This is a genomic window from Rhodococcus sp. P4_B6 (assembly GCF_056402215.1).
Genome location: NZ_JBFUHV010000016.1, coordinates 54,681 through 80,006, shown reverse-complemented (window position 1 = coordinate 80,006; position 25,326 = coordinate 54,681). Strand labels below are relative to the sequence as shown.

Below are 25,326 nucleotides of genomic sequence, written 5' to 3'. Positions count from 1 at the left end.
AGGGTGTGGACTGATGACTGTGGCGGATACAGCACAAGTAGTGGGTGAGGATCCCCTCGTCGCCGAGAGCCGGCGGCGGATTCTCGATGCCGCCGAGCGACTGATCGCCGTGCACGGCATCGAAAAGGTGCGCCTGCGCGACATCGCCCGCGAGGCGGGGGTGTCCATCGGGAAGATTCAGCACTACTTCGACAGCCGCGACGAGGTCATCGAGGCGATGCTCAGCGCGGCGAGCATGCGGCGGGTGTCGGAATGGGCGACCTTCGCCGCCGACATCGACGACCCGGCCACGAAGATGACCTCACTGCTCGAACACGCGATCACCGATCGCGAGCGGTGCACGGTGTGGCTGGCGACGGTGTCGGTGGCCAGCCGCAACCAGCAGTACCTTCCCGACATCACCCGGATCTACTCAGCGTGGCGGGCAAAGCTCACCGAGGTCATCGACTCCGGTGAGCGGGACGGCATGTTCCGCCCGACCGCCCCGACCGACGAGGTCGCCGACGGAATCATCTGCGCCATAGACGGTTTGATGGCCGCGGTCGCGATCGATCTGGCTGACTACACCTATGAGCGCAACACACGGATGCTGCGGCACATCGCCGGGTTGCTACTGGGAACCACACTCTAGGCCGAGCGCTCGAGGCAGGCGCGCTTCCGCGGTGGTCGGTTCGGTGGCGATCACTGCCAGGCGAACACCGGCTGCCCGTAGTGCGCGACGCGGGTGTGCCGCCGGCGCAGCACCACTTCTCGGAACTGGTAGAGAATCGCCGCGGTGGGGGCGTGGATATCGAGGTCACGGAAGGGCCATTGCAGAATCGGCGCGTCGACCTGGGGATCGGTGACGAATCGGGGATCGGCGTCGACCTCGTCCATGGTGACCGTGTGCACGCGGGCGACTTCCGACGCGTTCGGACGAAGGGTGCCGGTGAAGTCGCCGATCCACACCACGAACGGTGTGATGACGTAACCCGATTTGGTGGCGAAGTCGTCGAGTTCGCCGATGATCTGCTCGGGATGGGCGGCAATGCCGAGTTCTTCGTGCAACTCACGCAAGGCCGCCTCGGCGGCTGTTTCGTCCGGGTCGATGCGCCCGCCGGGAAAGGCGAACTGGCCGGGATGAGCGCGCAGCTTCGATGAGCGCTCGGTCAGCCAGATGGCGGGTTTCCCGTCCTCGATCAGGACCGCAATGCTGACCGCGGCGGCTCGACGACCGTCGAGGGGCAGTTTGATGGCCCGGAATTGCCTTAGCGCCCTGGACAGTTCGAACCGGTTGATCGTCGGCATACCCGATTCCTTCGTTGGATGTTCATCCGCTCGGACGGGTCGGTTCAGGTGGCTTCGGACCGCCTCTACCGAACACCGTGAAACGCTAGGGGATCAGCACGATCTTTCCCTGGACATCGCCGCTGGCGAGCTTTTTGAGTCCGGCCTCGGCATCGGCCAGCGGCAGAACCGAATCGATCTCAGGGCGCAGTCCGGTGGTGTCGAGCAGCGCGAGCAACTGCTCGAGCTCGTCGCGGGTGCCCATCGTCGAGCCCAGGACCTGCAACTGAAGGAAGAAGACCCGGTTCAGGTCCGACGTCGGGTTCGGGCCGGATGTCGCGCCGCAGGTCACGATCGCGCCGCCCGGCTTCAGGGACTTCAGCGAATGTCCCCACGTGGCCTGGCCGACGTTGTCGATGACCGCGTCCACCCGTTCGGGCAGGCGTGCCCCTGATTCGAAGACCTGGTCGGCGCCGAGGGCGAGCGCGGCCTCGCGCTTGGCTTCGCTGCGCCCGGTGACCCACACCCGCAGGCCCGCGGCCTTGCCCAAGGCGATCGACGCGGTCGAGACGCCACCGCCGGCGCCCTGGATGAGTACGGTCGATCCCGGCGCCAGGCGTGCCTTGACGAAGAGCATGCGGTAGGCGGTCAGCCATGCGGTGGGAAGGCACGCGGCCTGCTCGAAGGACAGCGACGCCGGCTTGGCCACGAGGTTGCGGCGAGGCACCAGGAGCTTCTCCGCCAGGGTTCCGTCGTAGACCTCCGAGAGCAGCGAGCGTTTCGGGTCGAGGGTGTCGTCACCGGTCCACCCGGGTGAGGTGATGACCGAGTGCACGACGACTTCGTTGCCGTCCTCGTCGATTCCGGYGGCGTCGCCGCCGAGGATCATCGGAAGCTGGTCCGGGCGGATGCCGACACCACGCAGGGTCCACAGGTCGTGGTGGTTCAGTGCCGCCGCTTTGACGGTGACCGTGGTCCAGCCTTCGCGCGGCTGCGGGTCGGGTCGATCTCCGACGACGAGACCCGAGACGGGATCGTCGGGATCAATGGCGTGGGCGTAAGCGGCGAGCATGGTGGAGCCTTTCCTGTCATCAGTCGAGGTAATCCTCGACGACGCCTGTACCCCGGCGAGGGTCGCGGGGTACAGGCTGGTGCCGTCGAGACGATCAGACCTTTTCGGGGTTTCGTGTTTCCGAGATCGGGGATTCATCGAGGTCGGTGCTCGAATCGAGCGTGACCGCCGACCGGGATCGCGCACGGACAGTTCTGACACCGAAGGCGATGAGAATGACACCCCATACCGCCAGTCCCTGGAGGAGAGAGATTCGGGAGGTGTTGTCCCACATCATACTTACCAAGATCATGACGATGACGGCTGTCACGAGGATGGACAGGTAGGGGAACAGCCACATCTTGAATTCGAGCTTTCCGCCGTGTGCGCGCTCGTTCCTCTTGCGGAGGATGATCTGGGAGATGCAGATCATCAGATAGACGAAGAGGATCATCGCCCCGGATGCGTTGATCAGGAACAGGAACACGGTGTCGGGGAAGAAGTAGGCGACGGCGATGCACGCGTAGGCGATCACGGTGCAGGAGAGCACGCCCCAGACCGGGACACCGCGCTTGTTCACGGCGGTCATCCACTGGGGGCATTCCCCGTTGGAACCGAGGGTGAAGAGCATCCGCGACGTCGAGTACAGGCCGATGTTCAGGCACGAGAGGACGGCGATGAGGATGACGGCGTTGAGGATGTCGGCCACGCCGGGGATGTTGAGTACCTGCAGCACGAGCAGGAACGGGGACTCGCCGGTGGGAATGCTGTCCCACGGAACGATGGTGACGATGATGAGCGCGGAGGTGACGAAGAAGAACAGGACACGGTAGATCACGGCGTTGACCGCACGCTTGATCGCGAGGCCGGGTTCCTTCGATTCGGCGGCGGCCACCGTGACGACCTCGGCGCCGACCATGGAGAAGATGACGACGACGACACCGGCGAGCATCGGGAATGCGCCGTTGGGGGCGATTCCACCGTGTGAGGTCAGGTTGGAGAAGTCGATGCTCGAGTTCGGCCAGAGACCGAAGATGAACAGAGCGCCCAGGGCGACGAAGGCGACGACGGCGGCGATCTTGATGCCGGCGAACCAGTATTCGAACTTGCCGAAGTTCCCGACCGAGACCAGATTCACCAGGGTCAGCGCGAGCAGCAGAGCCACCGAGAGCACCCAGGCCGGCACCCCGTGTATCCACCGCTGCAGCAGTTGTGCGCCGACGACGGCTTCGAATCCGACGACGACCATCTGGTAGTACCAGTACAGCCAGGCCGTGGAGAAGCCTGCCCAGTTGCCCATGGCGTCCCGGGCGTAGTCGGTGAACGATCCTGTTCGGGGATTGGCGACGGCCATCTCGCCGAGCATCCGCATCACCAGCAAGATCAGCACACCGGTGAGTGCGTAGGTGACGATGGAGGCGGGACCGACCTCGCTGATGATGGCCCCCGAGCCGATGAACAGACCCGCGCCCATGGTTCCACCCAACGCAATCATCGTCAGGTGCTTTTGCTTCAACGGAGTGTGCAACCCTCCGTGGGTATCGTTGTCTTGCACGTAATTCTCCTCGTCGCGGGATGTGGGAAGCGTGACCCGAGCCGGGCTCGTGGATCGCTCTACTGCGCCGCTCCGGCCGACCCGACTGGTGGGTTCGCCGGGGCAATGCATGAAGGTCGGCTGACAACTGTGGGGCCGGGCGTTCGCCCCTTGTGTGAACCAAGTCTCACTGCGCGGAATGCAGATCACAACAGCCAAGTAGGCACACGCCTGTGCAAATATGCACAGGCCCGGTTAGGGTGAGGCGTGATCGATGCCGATGACCTCCGATATTTCCTGGAAGTCGCCCGCACCGGCCGCCTGGTGGCGGCCGGGAAAGGGCTGGGGGTCAACCACACCACGGTGGGTCGGCGGATCACCGCTCTCGAACGCGCACTGGGTAATCGGCTCTTCGACCGGGGACCTACCGGCTGGGTCCTCACCGATGCCGGACACGACCTCGTCGTGCACGCCGAGTCCATAGAGTCCGCTCTCCTGGCCGCCATGGAGGGGGCCGCCTCGGGCGGCGGGCGGCTTTCCGGGACCGTGCGGATCGCCACTCCGGATGGGTTCGGGGCGTTCCTCCTGGCTCCGAGTCTCGAGACCCTGTTCGCCCAGCACCCCGATCTCGATGTCGAAATCGTCACCGCGACAAGGCACGACGCGCTCGCCGCCCGCGAGTTCGATGTCGCCGTCACCCTCGAGCGTCCCTCGCCGCGGTCGGTGGACATCAGCGAGCTCGCCGACTATCGGCTGGGCCTCTACGCCAGCGCGGCCTACCTCGAGACGCACCCGCGGATCTCCCACGTCCTCGATCTGCACGAGCACGCCTTGATCGGCTACGTCGACTCGCTCCTCGACGTCCCCGCTCTCCGTATCTTCGACGAGGTCCTCCCCGGCCACCGCACCCAGATCCAGACCAACAACATCACCGGCCAATGGCTGGCCACCGCCGCCGGCCTCGGTGTCGCGGCACTCCCCCTCTACATCGGCGACCCCGACCCGAGGCTGGAGCGCATCCTTGCTGACGAGGTCACGGTATTGCGCAAGTACTGGCTGATCGTGCCGCGTGAACTGCAGCGGCTCGCCCGGGTGCGGACGGCCATTGCGATGCTCCGGTCCATTGCAGCCGGCCATGCAGGCTTGATTACCCGCACCGGCTAACTCGGTCGGGATCGCGACAACCTTTTACAGCCACCACATCGCGGACTGCCGACGAAGTCCCCAGCCGCCCCACGAAACACCTGGTCAGGTACGCGCCAGTGGGGGTTCCTCTCACTTTGTATGAACGGGCGACCCGAGTGCTGTCGCGCGCGCCTCTCTCGGTCGGGTCCATACATCCCGTCGCCAACGAGGACCCGACCGGACCGCGAATTCATACGCCACAGCCCCTCGGGCTGCTCCTCGTTCCGCGATGGAACACCTCGCCCCGGGAGCCTGACCGTTGGGCGCAAACTCCGCCGGCGCCTTTCTGCGGCCGATGTTCAGGAGATCGGGACGGGGCGGCCGATGGCTCGACGCAACGGCTCGCCGGCGCGCTCCCACCAGGCGTCGACGGCACTGTCGAGGTCGGCGAGCTCGCGTTCGGTCAGGGTGAGGGAGCGGGAGGGGACCGTGGCCCCGAGCTCCACCAGGAGAGGGCGCAGGTGCACCTCGCCGGCCAGCGCGTGCGCCGCGCTACCCGACGTCACCAGCGGAACGGCGACGACGCCGAGCAATCCGTCCGAGGGGTACAGGTCCAGGAAAGCTTTCAGAAGACCGGTGTACGACGCCTTGTAGACGGGGGTCGCGATCACCGCGACAGTCGCGCCGGCGAGCATCTCCTTCGCTCGGTCGGCCGAGGGATGCGCGGAGGAGAGGATCTCGCTCGAGAACGTGGCCAAGTCGATACTGATGACGTCGGCGATGCCGAGGTCGCTTCCGATCTTGTCCGCCGCGGCGTGGGCAGCACCGAGGGTGCGTGAAGCGGGGCGAGGGTTGCCGGACACGACAGCCACGTAGGGCCCGGTGGTTGATTCCTCTGCAGTCACGACGTTCTCCTTTGTCGATCGATCTCGTGGAGGATGCGGGCCGGTGAGTGACGGTGATGGCGCACCCGGCCATGAGAAGCTGACTGGCCGCCAGGACGGTGCATCCGGTCGTGGCAGCCAGCCAGCCGATGGGTCGCGGTGCGCTCGGCCCGCAACGCTCGGGGGTCCGAGCAGGTCAGTCGGGGACGCCGCCGTCCACGGTCAGGGTCTCGCTCAGGTTTTTGCCCGTCATCTCAGGGGCGAGGAGCTTGCACACGATCGCACCGAACAAAGTGATGCCACCCGCCACCAACATGACCGGGGCGGCCCCGACGTTCGTAATCGCCCACGGCAGCAGGAACGTACCCACCGCAGCACCGATCCGGCTCACCGCCGCCGCGAAACCGGTTCCGAGACCGCGGATTTCGGTCGGGAAGACCTCAGAGGGGAAGACGCCCGTCAGCGTGGCAGCCATCGCGTTGAAGCATGAGAACACGAGGAAGCAGATGAGCACGACCTCAGCAGGCGCTCCCACCCACAACCCGATAACGAAAAGTGCTGCAGCACAGATCCATTGCGGGTAGATGGCGAGGCGGCGACGCCCGAGCCGCTCGATGAAGACGATGCAGAACACGACTCCTACCGTCGCCAGGGCTGTCAGGCCCACGCCGCCGGCGAGCCCGTCTGTGAGGCCGTAGCTCTCCAGCACACCCTGGGCGAATGTGGCGATTGCGAAGTACGGCATCACCGCGCACACCCAGAAGAGGGTGACGAACGTCGTTCCGCGCCAGTTTTCGCGTGTGAAGAGCTGCCCGAGACCGCCCTTACGCACCATCTCGCGCTGAATGTCGGCGACGTCCCCGGGGCTCTCGAGGTATCGCTCGGCGATCGCTAGTGCCTTCTCCTTGCGTCCCACGCTCCACAACCAGCGCGGCGACTCGGGCATACCCAGACGAGCCGCCAGCAGAACCACCGCGATCAGAGTGCTCGACCCGAGGACGATGCGCCACCCCATATCCGTGTAGCGCGTCAGAATGTAACCAACGGTGAACGCGACCATGAAACCGAAGTACCAGCTGGCGGTGCTCAGGGCGAGCAGCCGACCACGCAGTCGAGCCGGCGAGAATTCCGCCAGCAGCGGTGTGCCGACCGAGTACTCTGCGCCGATCGCGATGCCCATGATGAGCCGTGTCGCGAAGAGCAGGATCGGTTCTTGGACGAAGAACTGCGCGATCGAGCCTACGAGGAATACCAGCAGATCTGCGAAGAAGATCGGCTTGCGCCCGAACTTGTCGGCGAGCCACCCACCGAGCGGAGCGCCGAGGAAGATGCCGATCAGTGCCGCGGATGCCGTGAGTCCCTCCCAGAGGAGCGACATCTCGAGCTCCGCAGCGACGGCGACGATCACGGTGCCGATGATGCCCATGATGTAACCGTCGATAAACTGACCACCGGCGGAAAGAAACGTCAGCCGGTAAAGGAACCGTCTCTTGAAGGCGGCAGTGGTGGCCGGGGCGGGCTCAGTTCGGTCCTCGGGCATGGATTGGTCGGGCAAACTTCGGTCGGTGACAGACATAAAAGCACTCCTCGGAGTGGTCGTGATGGCAGGAGCGACGCATTCGCCGCCAGCCTCGGGAAGACGATGCCGGGCGATGGGCGGATTCCGGCTGAGGTCGCTCGGAAGTGTTCACTTTATGAACTTTCGCGTTTGATTTCGCCGTAAACGATGCTGGCACTCCAGTGTGACCTACGTCAAGTATTTCGGGCAATCTTGGCCGTATTGACGACAAACTTGTTCGAAAAGTGAACACATTGCGGCCTCCCTGGCCTGTCACGTCCACTACAGGCCTCCGTTTCGCAAGGCGATCGTGCGCGAATCGCAGATGGCGGCCGCCCCGTCAAAGTCGACGACGCGCCAGCCCGGGGCGATCGCCGTGCACTACACATCGACGATCCTCCGGGACGATCGGGGCCACAACCTCGTATGCGTTCGGTAATCGAACGGTTAGCGAGAAGAAATGAACCGTTTTTTCGCACTGCCTCTTGACGGTGTGACGCACGCCGCATTAGTCTCGGCAACAGCAAATCTGGACGCCGTCGTCCACTTTTTGAACGGAGACATCAATGACCGATCAACGCATGCGGCTCTTCGCCTTCGATTTCCAGGCTCCTGCGCACCTGTCGGCGGGCCTGTGGCGCCACCCCCTGGACCAGGGGCACCGTTACAACGACCTCCAGTACTGGGTCGACTACGCGAAGATGGTCGAGGAGGCGCGCTTCGATGGTGTCTTCTTCGCCGACAACAGTGGTTACCAGGATGTCTACGAGGGGTCCGTGGACGCAGGTCTGGCAGACGCCGCGCAGATTCCGGCGCAGGACCCGTTCATGGTGATCTCGGCGATGGCGGCGGTTACCGAGCACATCGGTTTCGGCGTCACGGCGTCGACCTCGTACGAGCAGCCGTACGCCCTGGCACGCCGATTCGCCACGCTCGACCACCTGACCAAGGGCCGCATCGGCTGGAACGTGGTCACCTCGTACGCAGGTAGCGCCGGACGCAACCTCGGCGGTGACCGTCTGCCGCACAGCGAGCGCTACGACAAGGCGGCCGAGCACCTCGAGGTGTGCTTCAAGCTGTGGGAGTCCTCTTGGGAGGAGGACGCCATCGTGCGAGACGCCGAGCGTTGCGTCTACATCGATCCCACGCGCGTGCACCCGATCAACCACCACGGCAAGTACTTTGACGTCCCAGGTATCGGCCTGTCCGCGCCGTCGCCCCAGCGGTCCCCGGTCATCTTCGAAGCGGGCACCTCACCCAAGGGCATCGCGCTGGCCGCTCAGACCGCAGAAGCCGCCTTCGTCAACGCGGTCACCATCGCCTCCCTCAAGCGTAAGGTCGACGCCCTCCGCAAGGCAGCCGCCGAAGCCGGCCGTGACCCCCAGAGCCTCAAGGTCCTGCAGATGCTCAATGTGGTCGTGGCGCCGACCGACGAGGAGGCCCAAGCGAAGTACGAGACGTATCGCTCGCTGGTCAGTTACGCCGGTGCCATGGCCCGCTACAGCGGTTGGACCGGCATCGACATGTCGCAGTTCGACCCGGACGTCCCGCTCAAGCACGTCAAGACCGACGGTGGCCAGTCGACGATCTCACTGTTCACCGAGGTCGACTCCGGCAAGGACTGGACGCCGCGCGACATCGCCGAGTTCATCGGCGTCGGGGGCACCGGCCCGAGCGTGGTCGGATCCCCGACCACCGTCGCCGACGAGCTGTGCCGCTGGATGGACGAGAGTGGCGCCGACGGCTTCAACCTGGCCTCGGCGGTCAAGCACCAAGATCTTGCCGATTTCATCGAACACGTCGTTCCGGTCCTGCAGAAGCGCGGACGCATGTGGAGCGAGTACGACGAGGGATCCACGTTGCGAGAGAAGCTCTATGGCGTAGGCAACGCCCGTCTGCTGGCCGACCACCCGGCCCGCCGCCCCGCGGCGCCCCTGGTCGACGCTCACTGACACCGGCCCGCACACAACATCCGCACCGACAAGCCTCGAGGAGGAGACTTCCATGACCATCGCCACTGCCACTGCCACTCCCACGATCGACCAGGCGCACTTCCGCTCCGTCATGGGCCACCTGCCCACCGCAGTCGTGGCGCTGTCCGGATTCACCGCCGAAGGGCAGCGGTGCGGACTCGTCGTCGGAACCTTCGCCTCGCTGTCCCTCGAGCCGGCGCTCGTGACGTTCAGTGTCGGTTTGGGGTCAACGAGCTGGCCAAAGCTGCGGCCCAGCAGCCGATTCACCGCGAGCGTGCTCGCCGACGGACAGGAAGCGGTCTGCGGCGTCCTGTCCAGCAAGCGACCCGACAAGTTCGACGAGGTCGAGTGGTTCACGTCCGCCGACGGCCTTCCTCGGCTCGCCGGCGCGCACGCCTGGATCGACTGCGAGGTCGAGACCGAACTCGACGGCGGTGACCACGTCATCGTCATCGCACGTGTGCTCGACATGGACGCGGCAGACGGACGCGACCCGCTCCTCTTCCACAAGGGCCGGCTGGGTGGCCTCCGATCGCTGCAGGACATCTGAAAAGCAAAAAGATCGCCTCTCCTCTTCGGTGTGACCCACCCCACCCACCATCACCAGCTAGGAACCCCATGCTCCGCGAGAAGCTCCGATCGTCGACAGAGACGGTCTCTCCCCCGGCCCACGGCCGCGGCGGCTTCACCCTCGTCCTCGTCGGGGCCATGCTGTGGGGGAGCAACGGTGTCACCGGCTCCCTTGCCGCGTCCCACAGCGAGATGTCCTGGGCTGCCATCGTCGCGTTGCGCATGGCAGTCGGCGGGCTAGCGGTGGTCGCCGTCACCATCGCCACCGGTGAGTTCAGACGCCTGCACCACACCCGGCGGACCTGGCGCACCATCCTTCTCACCGCTGTGTGCTCGGTCGTGTTCGCCGGCTGCTACTTCCAAGCCCTGGACTTCGTCGGTGTCGCCATCGCGACCGTCGTCAGCATCGGTGCGTCGACCATCCTTCTCACCGTGGTGGCCACCGTCCGTGACCGGCGATGGCCCAGTCTGTCGGTCGCGACCGCCCTGGTGGCGTCCCTCATCGGCCTGGTGCTGGTGTGTACCCCAGCAGGTGAGGGTTGGTCACCCGCAGAGGGGCGAGACTTCGCCGTCGGTGTCGCCCTGTCGACGCTGTCGGGCCTGGCTTTCGGAGCACAAACCCTGGTCAACAGCCGACCTGTCCCGGGTCTGAGCTCGCGGGTGCTCGTCGGGGTGTCCTTCACCATCGCCGGCATCCTCTGCATGCCGTGGGCGGCCGCTAGCGGCTTCGGATTCGACACGATGACGCCGACCGCGTGGACGGCACTGGCGTTGCTGACGTTCGTATCGACCCTTCTCGGATTCATCGCCTACTTCGCCGGATTGCACCGAGGTGTCCACCCCACCACGGCGGGGGTGTCGACGGCCGTCGAACCCGTTGTCGCAGGCGTACTGGCAGTGCTCGTCCTCGGCGAGCACCTGACCATGCTCACGGTCGCCGGCATGGCGCTCATCCTGGCCGGCGTCCTGCTCGTCCGACCCCGCACAGATCGCGCCGCAGCCGCCACTCCCCCCGGACCGTGATGCCGGGACCTCTCGCTCAGCTCCGCCCGGCGACGGGCTTGAGACGCGGGAGGAGAGGCACGACGAGCCCGGGTCACAGGGTGTGACCGGACTGCAGTTACGAACGAGTCGTTGGAGCGAAGTTGTCGCTCCACCGAGCACTTCTCTCGAAAAGGTAGTGATGTCATGACGGGAAACCGATCTGTAGAACGCGCTGTTGCGGCGATTGCTCGCGGTGAGATGGTTCTCGTCGCGGACGACCACGACCGCGAGAACGAAGGCGATCTGATCATGGGCGCGGAATACGTGACCGAGAAGCAGATGGCCTTCTTCCTCCGGCACGGCAGTGGCATCGTGTGCACACCCATGACGGCGGCCCGCGCCGATCGGTTGTCTCTTCCGTTGATGGTCGCGTCGAACACTGACTCCATGGGGACCGCATTCACCGTGACGGTGGATGCAACCGACGCGGGAACCGGCATTTCGGCTACGGATCGGTGCCTGACCGTGCATGCTCTGGCCTCCACGGGAACCGCACCCGCAGATCTTCGACGTCCAGGGCACGTGTTTCCGCTCATCGCCGTCGACGGAGGTGTACTCGCCAGGCGTGGCCACACCGAAGCCGGCGTCGACCTGGTGCGGATGGCGGGCAGCCCGGACCCGGTCGCGGTCATCACCGAACTCGTCGACGACGACGGTGTTCCGATGTCCGGATCGGTTCTCACCGCATTCGCCGAGCGGTGGGATCTACCCTTCGTGACCGTCGCCGAACTCGCCGCCTATCGCCGCAGGCACGAGGCGCCGCCGGCACCGCTGTCGAGCGCAGTCATCGAAACCGAGTTCGGGACCTTCGTCGCGCACGTCTTCCAGGACCGTGTCTCCGGCGTCGAGCACGTCGCCCTCACAACGGGACCCGAGATTCGTTCGGATGTCCCGGTCACCGCGCGAGTCCACAGCGAATGCCTCACCGGTGACGCACTGGGCTCGCAGCGGTGCGATTGTGGACCGCAGTTGCGAGACGGTCTGCGGCTCGTCGCGCAATCACGCAACGGTCTTCTCGTGTACCTGCGCGGGCACGAGGGCCGCGGCATCGGCATCGGCAACAAACTCGCCGCCTACGCACTGCAACAGGGCGGCGCCGATACCGTCGATGCCAACACAGCACTCGGCCTGCCCGTCGATGCGCGTGAATATGACTGCGCCGCAGATATTCTCAGGCACTTCGGGGTGACCTCGGTCGAACTCATCACCAACAACCCGGACAAGGTGTCGGCACTGGAAGCCAATGGCATCGAAGTTCATTCCCGCCTCGGCTCCCCCGTGCACTGGGGCGTACACAACGTGCACTACCTCCAGACCAAACGCGAACGCATGGGGCACCTGCTACCCGAAACGCCTCTCCAGCTTCTGCAATCGGCATCGATATAGCCGCTCGGCTCCGGAGCTGACCACCATCGGAAACCGATCAAATCTCGAGGAGAACCTCACCATGGCCCAGAAACTTCACGGCGTCCTGACCCCGCTGATCACCCCGTTCCGCGCGGACGGCGAAATCGACCACAAGCAGCTGCGCGCGCTCGTCGACCGATCCATCGACGGCGGCGTCCACGGCGTCTGCGTGTGCGGATCGAGCGGAGAGTTTCAGACATTGACCTCCGCCGAGCGCCGGCAGGTCGTCGAGACAGTGGTCGAACACACGGCGGGCCGCGTCCCCGTCATCGCACAGACCGGAGCGTTGCAGACCCGCGAGGCGCTCGAGCTCACCCGGCACGCGCACGAGGTCGGGGCCGACGTCGCGATGGTGATCGCGCCGTTCTACGACCCACTGAACTTGGACGCGGTCAAGGACTACTACCGCACTGTGGCCGACAGCGTCGAGATCCCCATCATGATCTACAACATCCCATCCGTGACGGGTGTCGACGTGCCGGTAGACACCATCGGTGAGCTTGCCCGCCAGTGCGCGAACATCGACTACGTCAAGAACACGAGTCCGGACATGGCGAAGGCCGTTAAGCTCGTCCACGAGCTCGGTGACCTCGTCACGACGTTCGTCGGCTGGGACTCGCTGGCGCTGTCCTCGTTCGTCGAGGGCGTGGGTGTCATGGCCGTGACGGCCAACGTGGTCCCGGCCCAGCTGGTCGCGGTGTACGACGCGGTTCAGGCCGGTGACCTCGTCCGGGCACAGCGGCTGTGGAAGAACCTGTACCCGTTCATCGGCGCCATCGATGCGGAACCGTACATCGCGGCCATCAAGTGGTGCCTCGATACGTCCGGCCTGGCCGGCGGCCCGAGCCGCATCGCTTCGCAGCCCCTCACCGAGGCGAGCGCACGACGACTGGCCCAGCTGACGTCCGACGCTCTCGCACAGTCGCACGCCTGACGGCCCCGGCGACCCGACCCCACTCAGCGCCCGCCCCAGCTCAGGAGGTTTCCTCATGTCCACCTACAGCCCAGCCGCCCCGGCCTCAGACCGGACCGTACGACGTGCCGATGCCCCGAGCGACTCCGCTCTGCTCGCGGACGGTGACCTGCCGCAGCCGCAGCACTTCATCGACGGCGCAGTGCGCCCGTCGTCGTCCGAAGCGCGCATCGATGTCGTCGACCCGTCGACCGGTGAGGTGTTCGCGCAAGTCGCCGAAGGCACAGCCGCCGACGTCGACGTGGCGGTCGCCGCCGCCCAGGCCGCCCAACCCGGGTGGGCGGCGCGCACCCTGAGGGAGCGGTCCGAGATCCTGCACCGCATTGCCGACCGCGTGGACACGAACGCCGACCTGCTCGCCCGGCTGGAGTCGGCCGACAGCGGAAAGCCGCTGGCGGTGTCGCGCGATGACATAGCCCAGTCGATCGACCTGATCCGGTTCGCGGCCGGTGCGGCCCGGGCAGGCACCTCCGCGGCCGCCGAAGACTACGTGGAGGGTCACCTGTCGGTGATCCGGCGTGAGCCGCTCGGTGTCGTCGGTGCTATCACTCCCTGGAACTACCCGCTGCTGATGGCGGTGTGGAAGATCGCGCCGGTGCTGGTCGCGGGCAACGCGCTCGTGCTCAAGCCGTCCGAACAGACGTCCCTGTCGGCGTTGAAGCTGGCCGAACTCGTCGCCGACGACCTGCCGGCGGGCGTCCTGAACATCGTGACCGGGTACGGGCCGGTTGTCGGTGAGCGGCTGGCGACGCACCCGGACATCGCCCTCCTCACCCTCACCGGTTCGGTGGCCAGCGGCAGGGCGGTCGCTGCCGCTGCGGTGAGCACGCTCAAGCGCGTCCACCTCGAGCTGGGCGGGAAGGCCCCCGTCATCGTCTTCGCCGATGCCGACCTGGCGCAGGTCGCCTCCTCGCTGCGGGTCGCTGGGTTCTGGAACTCCGGTCAGGACTGCGGCGCCGGCTGTCGTGTGCTGGTCCACGAGTCGGTGGCCGACGATCTCGTCCGGCACCTCGTCGAGGAGGTCAGGACGCTCGTCGTCGGTGAGGCGAAGGCCGGCGAGGACGTCGAGGTCGGTCCGCTCGTCTCAGGGGCCCACTTCGAGCGGGTCAAGGGTTTCCTCGAGCGCGCCAACGCATCCGGCATCCGTGCCGCGATCGGCGGACATGCACTGCCCGGTCCCGGCTACTTCGTCGCGCCCACCGTGTTGGCGGACGTGCCGGAGGGAGCCGAGTGCGCCCGCAACGAAATCTTCGGACCGGTGGTCACGGTCGAGTCGTTCAGCAATGAGGACGAGGCCGTGCGACGGGCCAACGATGTCGAGTACGGCCTCGCAGCGTCGGTGTGGACGGAGAACGCGCGTCGCAGCCACGATGTGGCAGCGCGTCTGGACTTCGGCACCGTCTGGGTCAACAGTCACCTCGTGGTCGCCAACGAGATGCCGTGGGGTGGCTTCAAAGGATCCGGCTACGGTCGGGACCTGTCGATCTACGCCATCGACGACTACACCCGCACCAAGCACGTCATGCACAACCACACACGCTGACCCGACAGGCGGCGCAGGACCCGAACCGGGTGAATCGACGGGAGGGGAAGCGGCACGCCCGGGCGCACTGCTTCCCTCTCGTCAGATGGTCCGAAGATTGTGCGCCAGCGACCTCCGACATCGATCGTGCCCCGTGCGTTCAGTTATGACACGGATGTGTTCAGGCACACCGAACGGGATCTGAACGGCTCCGAACGGGCACGACAGCCGTAAGAATCCCGACAATGGCGGGATTACCGCAGGTTCAGGGCGGTCGATGACTGAGCCCGGTATCGGCCACGCCCGCGACGCGCCTACCTTCGATGGGGCGCGATTCCAGTACTGTGATCAGTGAGCGAACACGCTTGTTCACTGTTTCTTCGGCGGCGGCTGACCGATCGTGGGTCACCGCCACTGGGGGACGGTGTTAATGAACTCCGATCAACACGATGGTGGAATGCCCCAATGGACGACGACGACACGCCCGATGCGCCGGAGGGCAACAACAAGTCGGTGCTGAAAGCCGCCAGCCTCCTGCGCGCTCTCGCTGATCAACCCCGCACCGGCGCCACGTCATCAGAGCTGGCTCGTGCCAGTGGCCTCGCGCGCCCGACCGCCTTCCGCCTCCTTTCCAGTCTCGAGCAGGCGGGACTCGTCGACCGAGTGGGCAACAACTACGTCCTCGGCTGGGAACTCATTCGTATCGGCCGCCTCGCGGATCCTTACGAGGGTCTGGCGGACAGGGCGCAGCCACTGCTTCAGAAGCTGGCTGACACCGTCAACGAGCTGGTGACACTCCAGTCCGTCAACCGACGCTACGGCTTGGACTTCGTTGCCGACGCTGAGGGTTCTCACCTCGTCAACGTCCGCAGCCAGCGCGCCGGGGCATCCCTCTCCCACGAGTGGCCACTTCACGCGACTGCAGCCGGCAAAGTCTTCTTGGCTGAACTGCCCACCGAGAAAGTGTTGGCCCTCCTGCCCGCTGAGCTGCCGGCCTTGGCCTCCCGCACCATCACCGACCGTGACTCCCTCCTACACGAGCTCGATCGCGTGCGAACGCAGCGCTACGCACTCGTCGACAGCGAGCTGGAGGAGGAGCTCGCCGCGGTCGCACAGTCGATCTTCGACTCCAACGGCGTCTTCGTGGCAACGCTCACAGTGAGTGGGCCGCGCTATCGGTTCGGCCTCTCCCGGTTGCACGAGGTCCTCGAGCAGATGAATGTGACAAGCGAGGCTCTCGTCGCGACTTGCTGGCCCGACCGCCTCGCCGACTAGCAGGCCTCGTGTAACCCGCCACGGCTATCAATCGTGCGGGGTGTCGGTCCACTCGAGCGCCGCACGAACTGCGTCGACGTACGACCGTGGCAGGTCGGGTCCTTCGTCCGCTGACGCGGTCAGGGCGGTGAAGGCTTCTATAACGAGGGGGCCGCCGTCGGGAAGGAAGCGGATCAGGTTGTGCCGGGCGCAGAGGATAGCGGCTGCCCGTAGGGCCGTGTGCGCCTCGTCGGTGCGTCCTGCCGCCCACAGGCACGCCACCTGTAACCGGGTGGCATGTAGGCGTGCGAGTTCGCGTCCGGTGCCGTCGAGTGAGTGAACCCATTCCTCGGCCCAGTCGCAGGCCGTCCGTATCTGGTCGGGATCGTTGCTGCGTGCCAGCAGCATGATGGCCGTCTCGTCTTCGAGTTGCGCAGTGGTTTGGTCGATCCCGTCGCCCGATGTTCGACGCTGGTGATGCGTGACGGCGGTGAACCCGGGCTGCGGGTGTAAGCCGAGGTGGATGCGTTCGTTGTCGACTGCCGCGCGCAGCCGTGGAAGCGTTAAGGCGTCGGCGGCCCGCAGACCCTCGTCCAGCGAAGTCGCTGCGGCGGCATGATCGCCCCGGAGGTATCTGATGCGGGCGCGCAGGCAGTAGTGCCGGGTCATGAAATCTTCCGAGCCGCCGAGAGCTTCCGGGTCGAACGCGCCTTCCAGTAGTTTCTCCGCTTCGGTGATCCGGTTCTGCCGGTAGAGCCCCTCGGCGAGGAGCGCGCGCGTGAACCGCGCGTGTTGGGACTGGGTGTTGCCGGCGTCGTTTGCAAGCTGGAACGCCCGTTGATACCACCGCGCCGCGCCGGTGATATCGAGCTGTTCATCTTTGGCGAGGCCGGCGTAGCAGTATCCGTAGGCCACGGAGTAGGGGCCACTGGTGCGGTGGTGGTACGGCTCCGCCCAGAGCTGTCTGCGGTTGGCGTCGTCGAATCGGAACTCGTTGATGTCGACGATCGTGGCGTTCATGGCGGCCATCGACACCACGAAGGGGTGGTGGTCGTGGGGATGGTCCAGACACTCGGTGACGAGGTCGCGCACCCCGGCCGTCCGCCGGTCCGCGGAGATGCCGATCGAGGCCTTCAGGACGTCGGCTTCGACGCGCAGTTGCCGATGTTGGTCGTCGGGCAGCTCGAGGACGCCGAGCAGTTCCAGGGTTCGGTTCCGTGCATCGGTCGCGAGGTCGCGGTGTTGCAGTTCGGTGTTCGCCCATCCGATGGTGAGCTGCAGGCGAGGGCTGGCCTCCACCAGGTGGGTAGGGAGTTTCGCGATGAGGCCGAGCAGCGTCGACATCCGGCTGCGGTCGAGGAAGTAGGTGTAGTTGCGTTCGAGGAGTTCGACGGCCTTGGTCGGTTCGCCTGCCGCGAGAACCTGATCGACGGCCTCGCCGAGGAAGTGGTGCTCGCTGAACCACTCATACGCCCTGCGGTGCAGTTGCTCGAGTCGTCCCGGGTAGTCGCGTTCGAGCCGTTGATGCAGGCTGTCGGCGAACACGAGGTGGTATCGGTACCAGTTGCCGTCCTCACCCATCGGATTGAGGAACAGGTCGTGGCGCACCACCTGCTCGAGCCGGGCACGTCCGTTCGGTATATCCGCGAGGTGGCCGGCGAGATCCCCACACACCCGGTCGGGCACCGCCGTGGCCAGCAGGAAGTCGAGGGTCTCGGGGTCAAGCGCGTCGAGCACATTCTCGGCGAGGTAGTCGCCGATGGCGTGCAGGCCACCTTGCAGATTGCGGAGCAGACTCGCCGGATTTTCCGATCCGCGCAGCGACAACGAGGCCAACTGCAACGCGGCGATCCAGCCGTCGGTCGATTCACGGATGCGGTGGACATCGTCGGTGTCCAGATCCAGCCCGGCTCGGTCGACGAGGAACCGGTGCGACTCGTCGAGGTCGAAGCTCAATGCGCGGGAGTCGATTTCGTTGAGTTCGTCGTGGACCCGCATCCTGTTCAGGGGAAGCCCGGATCGGGTTCGGCTGGTCACGACGAATTTCAGGTGGTGGCAGCCGTTGTCCAGGAGGAATTCCATCGCCGCCAGGGTGGCGGGGTCTGTGGCGCGGTGCCAGTCGTCGATGACGACGGAGACCGGTTCTCCGCTTTCGTGGAGTCGGTTGATCAGAGTCGTCAACACGAAACGGTCGACCGCCTCGCCGTGTTCCTCGAGCGTCTGACCGAGTTCGGCGACGGCGTCGGGGCGGACGCGGCCGATGGCCTCGAGGAGGTGGGACAGGAACCACACGGCGTTGTTGTCGTCGCGGTCGATCGTCAGCCAGGCCACCGGTATCCCGGCGTCGGTGAGTTCGCCGCGCCACTGGACCGCGAGGCTGCTCTTGCCGAAGCCGGCAGGAGCGTGGATCAAGGTCAGGCGTCGGGCTTGTCCGGCGCGGAGCACGTCGAGGAGCCGGCCACGCTCGACGAGTGCGCGTGTCACCGTGGGTGGGCGGAACCTGGTGATCGGAGCGGGCGGTGTTCTCGGTGTCCGCAGCCGGTACGGGGTGTGCGGGGTCGAGGGTGGCGGCGGTGCGTCACCCGAAGTCTCGTGTGGAGAGGCCGTTCGCGGGCCGCGGATCTGCATCTCGTCGACGAGCAAACCGTGGTTGCGTTCGACCGCGCGGAGCTCGTCTCCGAACTCGATAGAAGTGCCGGTTCTGCGTTCGACGGTTCCTGTCATTGCGCGTTCGATGGCGGTGGCCAGATCGTCCGGAATGCCCGCCTCCCGAAGGTCCGGGACGGGTTGGCGGCTGATGCGAAGGAACTGTGCGACAACCTGCTCGCCTTGCCGACGTTCGTAGGCGGCATGCCCGGTCACCGCGCAGAACACCGTGGCGGCGAGGCTGTAGACGTCGGAGGCAGCGGTGGGTTCGCGCCCCTCCAGAACCTCCGGTGCGGTGAATGCGGGCGAGCCGGTGATCGTCCCGGTCGTGGTCTCGAATCCGCCGGAGATACGCGCGATACCGAAATCGGTCAGCTGGGGTTCGTCGTAGTCGGTGAGGAGGATATTCGCCGGTTTCACGTCGCGGTGGAGTGCGCTGCCGCGATGGGCGGTCTCGAGGGCCCCGGCGATCTTGATGCCGAGCCGGACCGCGTCCGGCCAGTCGAGCGGCCCGTCACGTCGGAGCCGGGCCTCCAGCGATCCGTGATCGTGATAGGGCATGACCAGGAACGGGCGTTTGCTGCCGGTGGTGCCGACCTGATGGATATCCACGATGTGCGGGTGCCCCGACATTCGCCCCATCGCGCGTTGTTCCCGGACGAACCGCTCTAGGTTGTCCGCGTCCAGAGTCGAGGTGAGCACCTTGACCGCCACGGTGCGGTCGAGGTCCTCCTGTCGGCAGCGGTAGACGACGCCGAAACCTCCGCGTCCGACCTCCACCGCGTCCTCGAAGCCGGCGGCATCGAGTTCGGTCACGATGTCGACGTCGCGTTGCGTCGCCCATGGATCAGCGTCCGTCATCCGCCGCGCACCACCTCTGACTCGCCGTACCCAGCGTAATCGTCCGATCGGCGCTGTCGGACGATGTCACTCATAGTTTCTGCGCACTGACGCGCGACAATTTCATTAATCGCACCGTCTCGCCCAAATCCCTTCGTCAACGCGTCTTTGCTCCGCCGAGTGCCGGCGCGACCCGATAACTGCGTCTTAGTACTGCAACGGCACTTACGGTAGATGGCCGCGGGTTCGATAGTGACAGGTGCGGGCCTGGTGCTGTCGGCGTCGCCGCCAGCGTGACCAGGACCCCAGACGTGCTCGTCGGGGCGGGCGTGTCGCAGGATCAGATGCACGAGCAGCCGCCGGATCTCGGGTACCGTGTACGCGATCATGCCCTGATCGTCGATCCCGATTCCTCCTTTACCGCTTCGGTTTTCGTGCCTGCGAGCCAGGCGAGGGCGAGCATCGACAGGGTGGCGTGGGCGAACCAGGCCCGGTAGGTGCGCACCAGATACTGGTCCAGGCCGGCCTCGTTCTTGGCCTGCTGGAAGCATTCCTCGACCCGCCACCGCGACCCCGCTATGGTGGCGAGTTCGGTGAGCGTGGTTCGGCGGGGTCCGGCGCAGATGTAGTATGCGATCTCGGTCGGATCCGACAGGGATCGGGGGGCGAGCAGCCAGTGCCCCCGCCCGGGCGCCCAGGCGACCCTGATGGGCACCCGCACCCAGGAGTATTCGCGCGGGCCGTGTGCGCCGTCTCCGGCGGAGAGGCGGCGCCACTGCTTCGGCGGGACCGCGGCGATCATCTCGTCGGCCCGGCCGGTGTGCCCGTCCGGAGCGTCGTCGTTGCGGCGGGTGGCCAGCACGTAGGAAATATCGCATTCCTCGAGCCAGACCCGCAGGTACTTGACTTGTCCGTAGGCCTCGTCGGCGGTGAGCCAGGAGAACGGGACCCTCGCGTCGAGCGCGCGTTCGATCATGCGCTGGGCCTGCACGGGTTTGGTCGCGAACTCGACCTCGTCACCGATGCCGGCGGCGCGGCACCGGTCCCGGTCGGAGGTCCACGATTCGGGGAGGTATAGCTCCCGGTCGATCAACGCCGTGGCCGGCGGCGCTGGCGTAGGCGAGGAACACCCCGATCTGGCAATTCTCCACCCGCCCGGCGGTGCCCGAGTACTGGCGCTGCACGCCGGCCGAGCGGGTGCCCTTCTTCAGGAATCCGGTGTCGTCGACAACGATCGTGTTCGAATAGCCGCCGTAGGTCGGCGACCCGTCGTCGCGATCCGTGCCGGCGTAGGTCAGCATGCTGCCGTTCTCGCAGTATTGTTCGAGATGCTGTTCGCAGGCGTGGCAGTGCTGGCAGGAATCGACTAGGCAGCCAACTCCGACCGTGTCGCCAACCTTGTAGCGGGTCACGTCCGGACCGACGCGGGTCACCGTGCCGACGATCTCGTGGCCGGGGACGATCGGGTAGCTCTCGCCGCCCCAATCATTGCGGACGTGGTGGATGTCGGGATGACAGACGCCGCAGAACCGGACGTCCACTTCGACGTCGTCGGGACGGAGGTCGCGGCGTTCGAACGACCAGGGAACAGGGTCCGCATCGGATGAATGGGCGGCATAACCCTCGGGGGTCGGCACAACAGTCTCCTTCAGCTGGGGATAGCCTGCCTGTCACGTGACAAGGGAGTATTTGATGACATACCCGAACACTCAACTCTTCATCGACGATGAATGGATCGATGCCATCGACGGACGCTCGATCCCAGTTCACAACCCTGCCAGTGGCCAGGTGATCGGCTCCGTCGCACACGCTTCCCGGGCCGACCTGGACCGTGCACTCGACTCGGTGCAGCGTGGTTTCGATGTGTGGCGGAACCGGACGCCAGCCGAACGCAGCAATATCATGCGCAAGGCCGCCGATCTGGTCCGCGAACGCGCCGACGGCATAGCACGATTGATGACGCTCGAGCAGGGAAAACCGTTCACAGAAGCCCGGGCAGAAACCCTCGCAGCGGCCGACATCATCGACTGGTTCGCCGAGGAAGGTTTCCGTGTCTACGGTCGCCTGGTCCCCCACCGCTCCAACCTGTCCGTCAGACAGATGGTCATCAAGGACCCGGTGGGACCGGTCGCCGCCTTTACGCCGTGGAACTTCCCGATCAACCAGGTCGTACGCAAGGTTGCAGCCGGCTTGGCAGCGGGTTGCTCGATGATCGTCAAGGCTCCGGAGGAAACACCGGCCAGTCCGGCCGCGCTCATACGTGCCTTCTCTGATGCGGGATTGCCAAACGGTGTACTCGCCCTCGTCTACGGTGATCCAGCCGAAATCTCAAGTTACCTCATTCCCCACCCCGTGATCCGCAAGGTCACGTTCACCGGATCGACCTCGGTCGGAAAACACCTCGCGGCCTTGGCCGGCCAGCACATGAAGCGGGCTTCCATGGAACTCGGCGGGCATGCCCCCGTGATCGTCTGCAATGACGCAGATATCGAACTCGCCGTGAACGCGATGGGCCCTGCGAAGTTCCGCAACGCAGGTCAAGTCTGTATCTCACCGACTCGATTCCTGGTTCACAACAGTGTGAAAGAGGAGTTCGCACAAGCATTGGCAAAATTCGCCAGTCAGCTCGAGGTCGGCGACGGGCTGGCAGACGGAACCGACATGGGGCCCCTCGCGAATCTGCGACGAGTCTCCACCATGGAAGCACTCCACGAAGACGCTCTCCGTCGAGGTGCCGAGATCCTCACCGGTGGCCGCCGTGTCGGCGACAAGGGGAACTTCTGGGCCCCCACCGTGCTCGGCGATGTTCCCACCGAGGCCATGGTTTTCAATGAGGAGCCGTTCGGTCCCGTGGCTGCCATTCGCGGCTTCGATCGAGTGGAAGAGGCAATCGCCGAGGCCAACCGACTTCCCTTCGGCCTCGCGGGGTACGCGTTCACCCAATCGCTGTCGAACGCAGACGTGCTGACGCGAAACGTCGAGGTTGGAATGTTGTGGATCAATATGCCTGCCATGCCGTCGGGTGAGCTTCCGTTCGGGGGTGTGAAAGATTCCGGCCACGGTTCAGAGGGCGGCCCCGAGGCCATGGAGTGCTACCTCAATACCCGTGCCGTCAGCATCATGCACCAGTGACCGCGCGGGCTGGCGGCTTATTCAGAACTGAGACGAGATCACCCCGGTTACCTTCTTCATGATCCCGTTCCGCGGGGCTACGGTCGCTGGGTTCGATCTCGAATGATCCAGGGGTGTCGCGGGACTAGGCAAGAAAACTACGCGTAGGAGCGATTGCAAACTAGTGATCTGCCACCCGGTTTCCGTAGCGAATTGAGCAACATGGTGCGCACGTGCCAGCGGCCAATCTCACCAAGCACTTTAGCGCGCAGTTCGTTACGCCAACACCCACGATCCCACCGACTCGTCACTCGCGATGCCCGGCTGAGCCGGATCGGCGTTTCCCAAAGGCGTGAACCAATCACCCGAACTTCCGGACCTGGGGCTCCAGCGAATCCTGCGGATGGTACGGCATCACAATGTAGGGAAGGCCGCTGTCGGTGGCGCCGACTTGCAGGATGTTGACGTTCGGGTGCCCGGTCAGCCGGCCCATTGCACGCTGTTCCCGGAAGAACCGGGCCCGGTTCTCCTCGTCGAGTTCGACGATGAGTACCTTCACCGCCACCGTGCGATCAAGGGCGGTCTGGGTGCAACGGTAGACGATCCCGAAACCGCCGCAGCCGATCTCCTGGACATCGTCGAAGCCGGTGCCTGCCAGCTCCGCTGCCGGGGAGGGCGGGTACCGCTACGTGTCGAGCGGATCACCTTCACCCATCGGAACGGTCTACTCTCTCTCTGTCGGCTCGTAGTTCCCCGCGCGCTGGTCCCGACGGCACGACCAAGGCGGGCGATCTGCTCGAAGCGCAGTGTGGTGGCGAGGACGAGGAGGAGGGCGTCGCGGCGCCCGAAGAGGCCGCCCGGCGAGCCGGTGAGCGGCAGTTGCGGTATCCGGTTTGCGATTGCCGCTGCAGCACGCTCCCGTTGTGCCGTGCGCCCGGCATCGAGCAGGTCGCGGACGAGTTCACTGCGGCCTGGTTGTGGCAGATCGACTGACCAGCGGCAATCACCGGCCCCGATCATCGCTGCCCAGCACCGGTGTCCAACGCGACCAATCGACTTCAGGTGGAGGAGGTGATTCTGAAGCCTGAAACTCGGAGTCCCGCTGGCTGGGTAAGACGCGGGATCTGCTCAGCGCGAACGATGTAGGTTCCACGTCCGATGTCAGTCGTTCATGTCGGCGACCTGGGCTTTCCACCCATTTTGCCGGAACGGACATCCCGGAATTTCGTCGGATTACTCGGCGCCTGGGCAATAGCAGATCGGTCAGCCATCTCGTGACCTGCGGAAACATCTCTTGTTAGGGCCTCTGTCCGACACGAAACGTGGACAACCGACACGAAATCTGGAAACCGACACCGAAACGTGGAACCTACAACTCCTTCTTGGCCCGGGTCTCTGAGCGCCGACTCCGCGTCACTCATCATTCATGAGCAGTTGGCGATGATAATTTCAGTTATCCGCAGCTATCCGCGGAAACCCCGACTTCAGCGCGTTTTTTCTCTGCAGAGTGTTGGTTGGCCCGATACCGCTGCATTCGATACGGACCAGACAACAGTGCTGGTAGCACACCACCCAATGCCCCCGGTCTCCGCCGTCGCCGGTGCAGCGGGCCAGTGGCAGGTTCAGGTCCTCCGGCACGGTGTCGAGGCTGGTAGGGGGTGCAGTCGGTGCCGGCCGCCCGAGCGGCGGCCTTGGCGTTCTCGCGGATCTCGGAGGCGGAGGAGGCCCGCGCACCGAAGAACAACGGGCCGAGCTGGCTACCCAGCTCACTGGTGAGGCGCGGCCGGTGCTGCAGGTGATGCGCGAGGGATAGGTGGCCAACCGGATACGACTGGGCAGCAATGCTTCGCGGCCGGGACGGTCGTCGCACTAGAGCACTGGAGGGCGTCGTGGCCGGTGCGCGGCGAAGATCGCCACGGTTCCGACGACGGTGATGTCGACGGCCTCGAATGCTGCCGACAGTGCGGTGCGCAGGCCTTCCAGGTCGTCGGTGCTGTTGTCGAATGCTTTGATCGGCCCGTTGTAGAGGACGTTGAGGGCGCGGCCGAAGAGGTTGTGTTCCACGCCGGTCCCGAGGATGGTGGAGCCGAAGAACACACCGTCGTCGTCGACGACCTGGGCGATGCGCCCGAACGCTTTACCCTTCTCCGGCCAGGTTCCAGGGACGCAGTGGAACACGAAGTTCGCTGCCACGGAATCGAATACACCCACGGCCGGGTCGATGGGGGCGAGGATGCTTCCGGTGTGGATCTCCGGGGTGATGTTGCGGTCGGCGAGCCGGTCAGTGGTCATCGCCATGGTGTTGGTGTTGAGGTCCATCAGGGTGATCTCGGGCGCCGCGCTCGGGTAGGTGGCCTGGTGGAGGTACCAGCCGGTGCCGGGGCCGATGTCGAGGTGCCGTGCGCGCAGGTGGGTGTTGTAGTGGGTGAGGAGCCGTTCGCGGGGGCAGCGCCAGGCGTAGGTGTTGCTCCACTTCAGGACGAAGGTGTCGTACGCCGCCAGGACGACCCGGCTGTATTTCTCGGCTCCGTCCTTCTCCGCCTGTGTGACCTCACCAGCTGCCATGTG

17 protein-coding genes and 3 pseudogenes are annotated in these 25,326 nt (G+C 65.5%); 10 read left to right on the top strand and 10 right to left on the bottom strand.

All coding sequences use genetic code 11. The features are described from left to right. Positions 1-13 precede the first annotated feature (13 nt). Complete coding sequence (locus AC1DWT_RS10720; protein ID WP_477920506.1) at positions 14-631, top strand: TetR/AcrR family transcriptional regulator; 618 nt, start codon at positions 14-16, stop codon at positions 629-631. A 50-nt stretch (positions 632-681) separates the two neighbouring features. Here the strand turns inward: AC1DWT_RS10720 and AC1DWT_RS10715 are convergent, their stop codons facing one another. The 3 genes from AC1DWT_RS10715 to AC1DWT_RS10705 all read right to left on the bottom strand — a co-directional run bounded on the left by AC1DWT_RS10715 (position 682) and on the right by AC1DWT_RS10705 (position 3,872). Then, complete coding sequence (locus tag AC1DWT_RS10715) at positions 682-1,287, bottom strand: NUDIX hydrolase (RefSeq protein ID WP_477920504.1); 606 nt, start codon at positions 1,285-1,287, stop codon at positions 682-684. Between the two features lie 85 nt (positions 1,288-1,372). Next, positions 1,373-2,338 carry a zinc-binding dehydrogenase gene (locus tag AC1DWT_RS10710; RefSeq protein WP_477920502.1) on the bottom strand — a complete coding sequence of 322 codons (966 nt, stop codon included), beginning with the start codon at positions 2,336-2,338 and terminating at the stop codon, positions 1,373-1,375. A gap of 94 nt (positions 2,339-2,432) precedes the next feature. Continuing rightward, positions 2,433-3,872, bottom strand: coding sequence for an amino acid permease (locus tag AC1DWT_RS10705; RefSeq protein WP_477920500.1), 1,440 nt, complete (start codon positions 3,870-3,872; stop codon positions 2,433-2,435). A gap of 246 nt (positions 3,873-4,118) precedes the next feature. Between AC1DWT_RS10705 and AC1DWT_RS10700 the strand changes: the two genes are divergently transcribed. Next, positions 4,119-5,015, top strand: a complete 897-nt coding sequence (locus AC1DWT_RS10700; protein WP_477920498.1) for a LysR family transcriptional regulator — start codon at positions 4,119-4,121, stop codon at positions 5,013-5,015. 320 nt (positions 5,016-5,335) lie between these two features. Here AC1DWT_RS10700 and AC1DWT_RS10695 read toward each other — a convergent pair whose 3' ends face one another. Together AC1DWT_RS10695 and AC1DWT_RS10690 are read right to left on the bottom strand one after the other, a co-directional pair. After that, on the bottom strand, positions 5,336-5,881 hold the full coding sequence (locus AC1DWT_RS10695) for an NAD(P)H-dependent oxidoreductase (protein ID WP_477920496.1): 546 nt from the start codon (positions 5,879-5,881) through the stop codon (positions 5,336-5,338). A 175-nt stretch (positions 5,882-6,056) separates the two neighbouring features. Next, entirely contained in the window at positions 6,057-7,400 is a 1,344-nt protein-coding gene (locus AC1DWT_RS10690) for an MFS transporter (RefSeq protein ID WP_477920572.1), read from the bottom strand. Positions 7,401-7,984: 584 nt separating this feature from the next. Here AC1DWT_RS10690 and AC1DWT_RS10685 point away from each other — a divergent pair. The 7 genes from AC1DWT_RS10685 (at position 7,985) to AC1DWT_RS10655 (ending at position 16,182) form a co-directional block, all read left to right on the top strand. Then, positions 7,985-9,370 carry an LLM class flavin-dependent oxidoreductase gene (locus AC1DWT_RS10685; protein WP_477920494.1) on the top strand — a complete coding sequence of 462 codons (1,386 nt, stop codon included), beginning with the start codon at positions 7,985-7,987 and terminating at the stop codon, positions 9,368-9,370. 52 nt (positions 9,371-9,422) lie between these two features. After that, positions 9,423-9,941: a flavin reductase family protein gene (locus AC1DWT_RS10680; RefSeq protein WP_477920492.1), complete on the top strand. Its 519-nt coding sequence runs from the start codon at positions 9,423-9,425 to the stop codon at positions 9,939-9,941. Between the two features lie 68 nt (positions 9,942-10,009). Further along, positions 10,010-10,984: a DMT family transporter gene (locus AC1DWT_RS10675; protein ID WP_477920490.1), complete on the top strand. Its 975-nt coding sequence runs from the start codon at positions 10,010-10,012 to the stop codon at positions 10,982-10,984. Between the two features lie 165 nt (positions 10,985-11,149). Continuing rightward, positions 11,150-12,391, top strand: coding sequence for a 3,4-dihydroxy-2-butanone-4-phosphate synthase (gene ribB, locus AC1DWT_RS10670; RefSeq protein ID WP_477920488.1), 1,242 nt, complete (start codon positions 11,150-11,152; stop codon positions 12,389-12,391). A gap of 61 nt (positions 12,392-12,452) precedes the next feature. Then, entirely contained in the window at positions 12,453-13,346 is an 894-nt protein-coding gene (locus AC1DWT_RS10665; protein ID WP_477920486.1) for a dihydrodipicolinate synthase family protein, read from the top strand. Positions 13,347-13,401: 55 nt separating this feature from the next. After that, positions 13,402-14,928 carry an aminobutyraldehyde dehydrogenase gene (locus AC1DWT_RS10660; protein ID WP_477920484.1) on the top strand — a complete coding sequence of 509 codons (1,527 nt, stop codon included), beginning with the start codon at positions 13,402-13,404 and terminating at the stop codon, positions 14,926-14,928. A 444-nt stretch (positions 14,929-15,372) separates the two neighbouring features. Next, the gene (locus tag AC1DWT_RS10655; RefSeq protein WP_477920482.1) at positions 15,373-16,182 is read left to right on the top strand and encodes an IclR family transcriptional regulator; all 810 of its coding nucleotides are present in this window, start codon (positions 15,373-15,375) and stop codon (positions 16,180-16,182) included. A gap of 27 nt (positions 16,183-16,209) precedes the next feature. On the opposite strand, the gene AC1DWT_RS10650 is transcribed toward AC1DWT_RS10655, so the two are convergent. The 3 genes and pseudogenes from AC1DWT_RS10650 to AC1DWT_RS10640 form a co-directional block, all read right to left on the bottom strand. Further along, a complete protein-coding gene (locus tag AC1DWT_RS10650; RefSeq protein WP_477920480.1) occupies positions 16,210-19,668 on the bottom strand; it encodes a protein kinase domain-containing protein in 3,459 nt (1,152 codons plus the stop codon). A 364-nt stretch (positions 19,669-20,032) separates the two neighbouring features. After that, a pseudogene (locus tag AC1DWT_RS10645) lies at positions 20,033-20,879 on the bottom strand (IS701 family transposase); the annotation flags it as partial. A gap of 33 nt (positions 20,880-20,912) precedes the next feature. Then, positions 20,913-21,188 (bottom strand): annotated as a pseudogene (locus AC1DWT_RS10640) (alcohol dehydrogenase catalytic domain-containing protein); the annotation flags it as partial. Positions 21,189-21,339: 151 nt separating this feature from the next. On the opposite strand from AC1DWT_RS10640, the gene AC1DWT_RS10635 reads away from it, so the two are divergent. Further along, positions 21,340-22,779 carry an NAD-dependent succinate-semialdehyde dehydrogenase gene (locus AC1DWT_RS10635; RefSeq protein WP_477920477.1) on the top strand — a complete coding sequence of 480 codons (1,440 nt, stop codon included), beginning with the start codon at positions 21,340-21,342 and terminating at the stop codon, positions 22,777-22,779. A 343-nt stretch (positions 22,780-23,122) separates the two neighbouring features. Here the strand turns inward: AC1DWT_RS10635 and AC1DWT_RS10630 are convergent. Continuing rightward, a pseudogene (locus AC1DWT_RS10630) lies at positions 23,123-23,416 on the bottom strand (protein kinase domain-containing protein); the annotation flags it as partial. A 1,211-nt stretch (positions 23,417-24,627) separates the two neighbouring features. Beyond that, on the bottom strand, positions 24,628-25,323 hold the full coding sequence (locus tag AC1DWT_RS10625; RefSeq protein ID WP_477920475.1) for a class I SAM-dependent methyltransferase: 696 nt from the start codon (positions 25,321-25,323) through the stop codon (positions 24,628-24,630). Positions 25,324-25,326: the final 3 nt, after the last annotated feature.

Bases quoted from the DNA above. Each gene is read 5' to 3' on its own strand.
- AC1DWT_RS10720 (WP_477920506.1), top strand. From the start codon at position 14: ATGACTGTGGCGGATACAGCACAAGTAGTGGGTGAGGATCCCCTCGTC.
- AC1DWT_RS10715 (WP_477920504.1), bottom strand. From the start codon at position 1,287: ATGCCGACGATCAACCGGTTCGAACTGTCCAGGGCGCTAAGGCAATTC.
- AC1DWT_RS10690 (WP_477920572.1), bottom strand. From the start codon at position 7,400: ATGCCCGAGGACCGAACTGAGCCCGCCCCGGCCACCACTGCCGCCTTC.
- AC1DWT_RS10685 (WP_477920494.1), top strand. From the start codon at position 7,985: ATGACCGATCAACGCATGCGGCTCTTCGCCTTCGATTTCCAGGCTCCT.
- AC1DWT_RS10680 (WP_477920492.1), top strand. From the start codon at position 9,423: ATGACCATCGCCACTGCCACTGCCACTCCCACGATCGACCAGGCGCAC.
- AC1DWT_RS10675 (WP_477920490.1), top strand. From the start codon at position 10,010: ATGCTCCGCGAGAAGCTCCGATCGTCGACAGAGACGGTCTCTCCCCCG.
- ribB (WP_477920488.1), top strand. From the start codon at position 11,150: ATGACGGGAAACCGATCTGTAGAACGCGCTGTTGCGGCGATTGCTCGC.
- AC1DWT_RS10665 (WP_477920486.1), top strand. From the start codon at position 12,453: ATGGCCCAGAAACTTCACGGCGTCCTGACCCCGCTGATCACCCCGTTC.
- AC1DWT_RS10660 (WP_477920484.1), top strand. From the start codon at position 13,402: ATGTCCACCTACAGCCCAGCCGCCCCGGCCTCAGACCGGACCGTACGA.
- AC1DWT_RS10655 (WP_477920482.1), top strand. From the start codon at position 15,373: ATGGACGACGACGACACGCCCGATGCGCCGGAGGGCAACAACAAGTCG.
- AC1DWT_RS10650 (WP_477920480.1), bottom strand. From the start codon at position 19,668: ATGACGGACGCTGATCCATGGGCGACGCAACGCGACGTCGACATCGTG.
- AC1DWT_RS10635 (WP_477920477.1), top strand. From the start codon at position 21,340: ATGACATACCCGAACACTCAACTCTTCATCGACGATGAATGGATCGAT.
- AC1DWT_RS10625 (WP_477920475.1), bottom strand. From the start codon at position 25,323: ATGGCAGCTGGTGAGGTCACACAGGCGGAGAAGGACGGAGCCGAGAAA.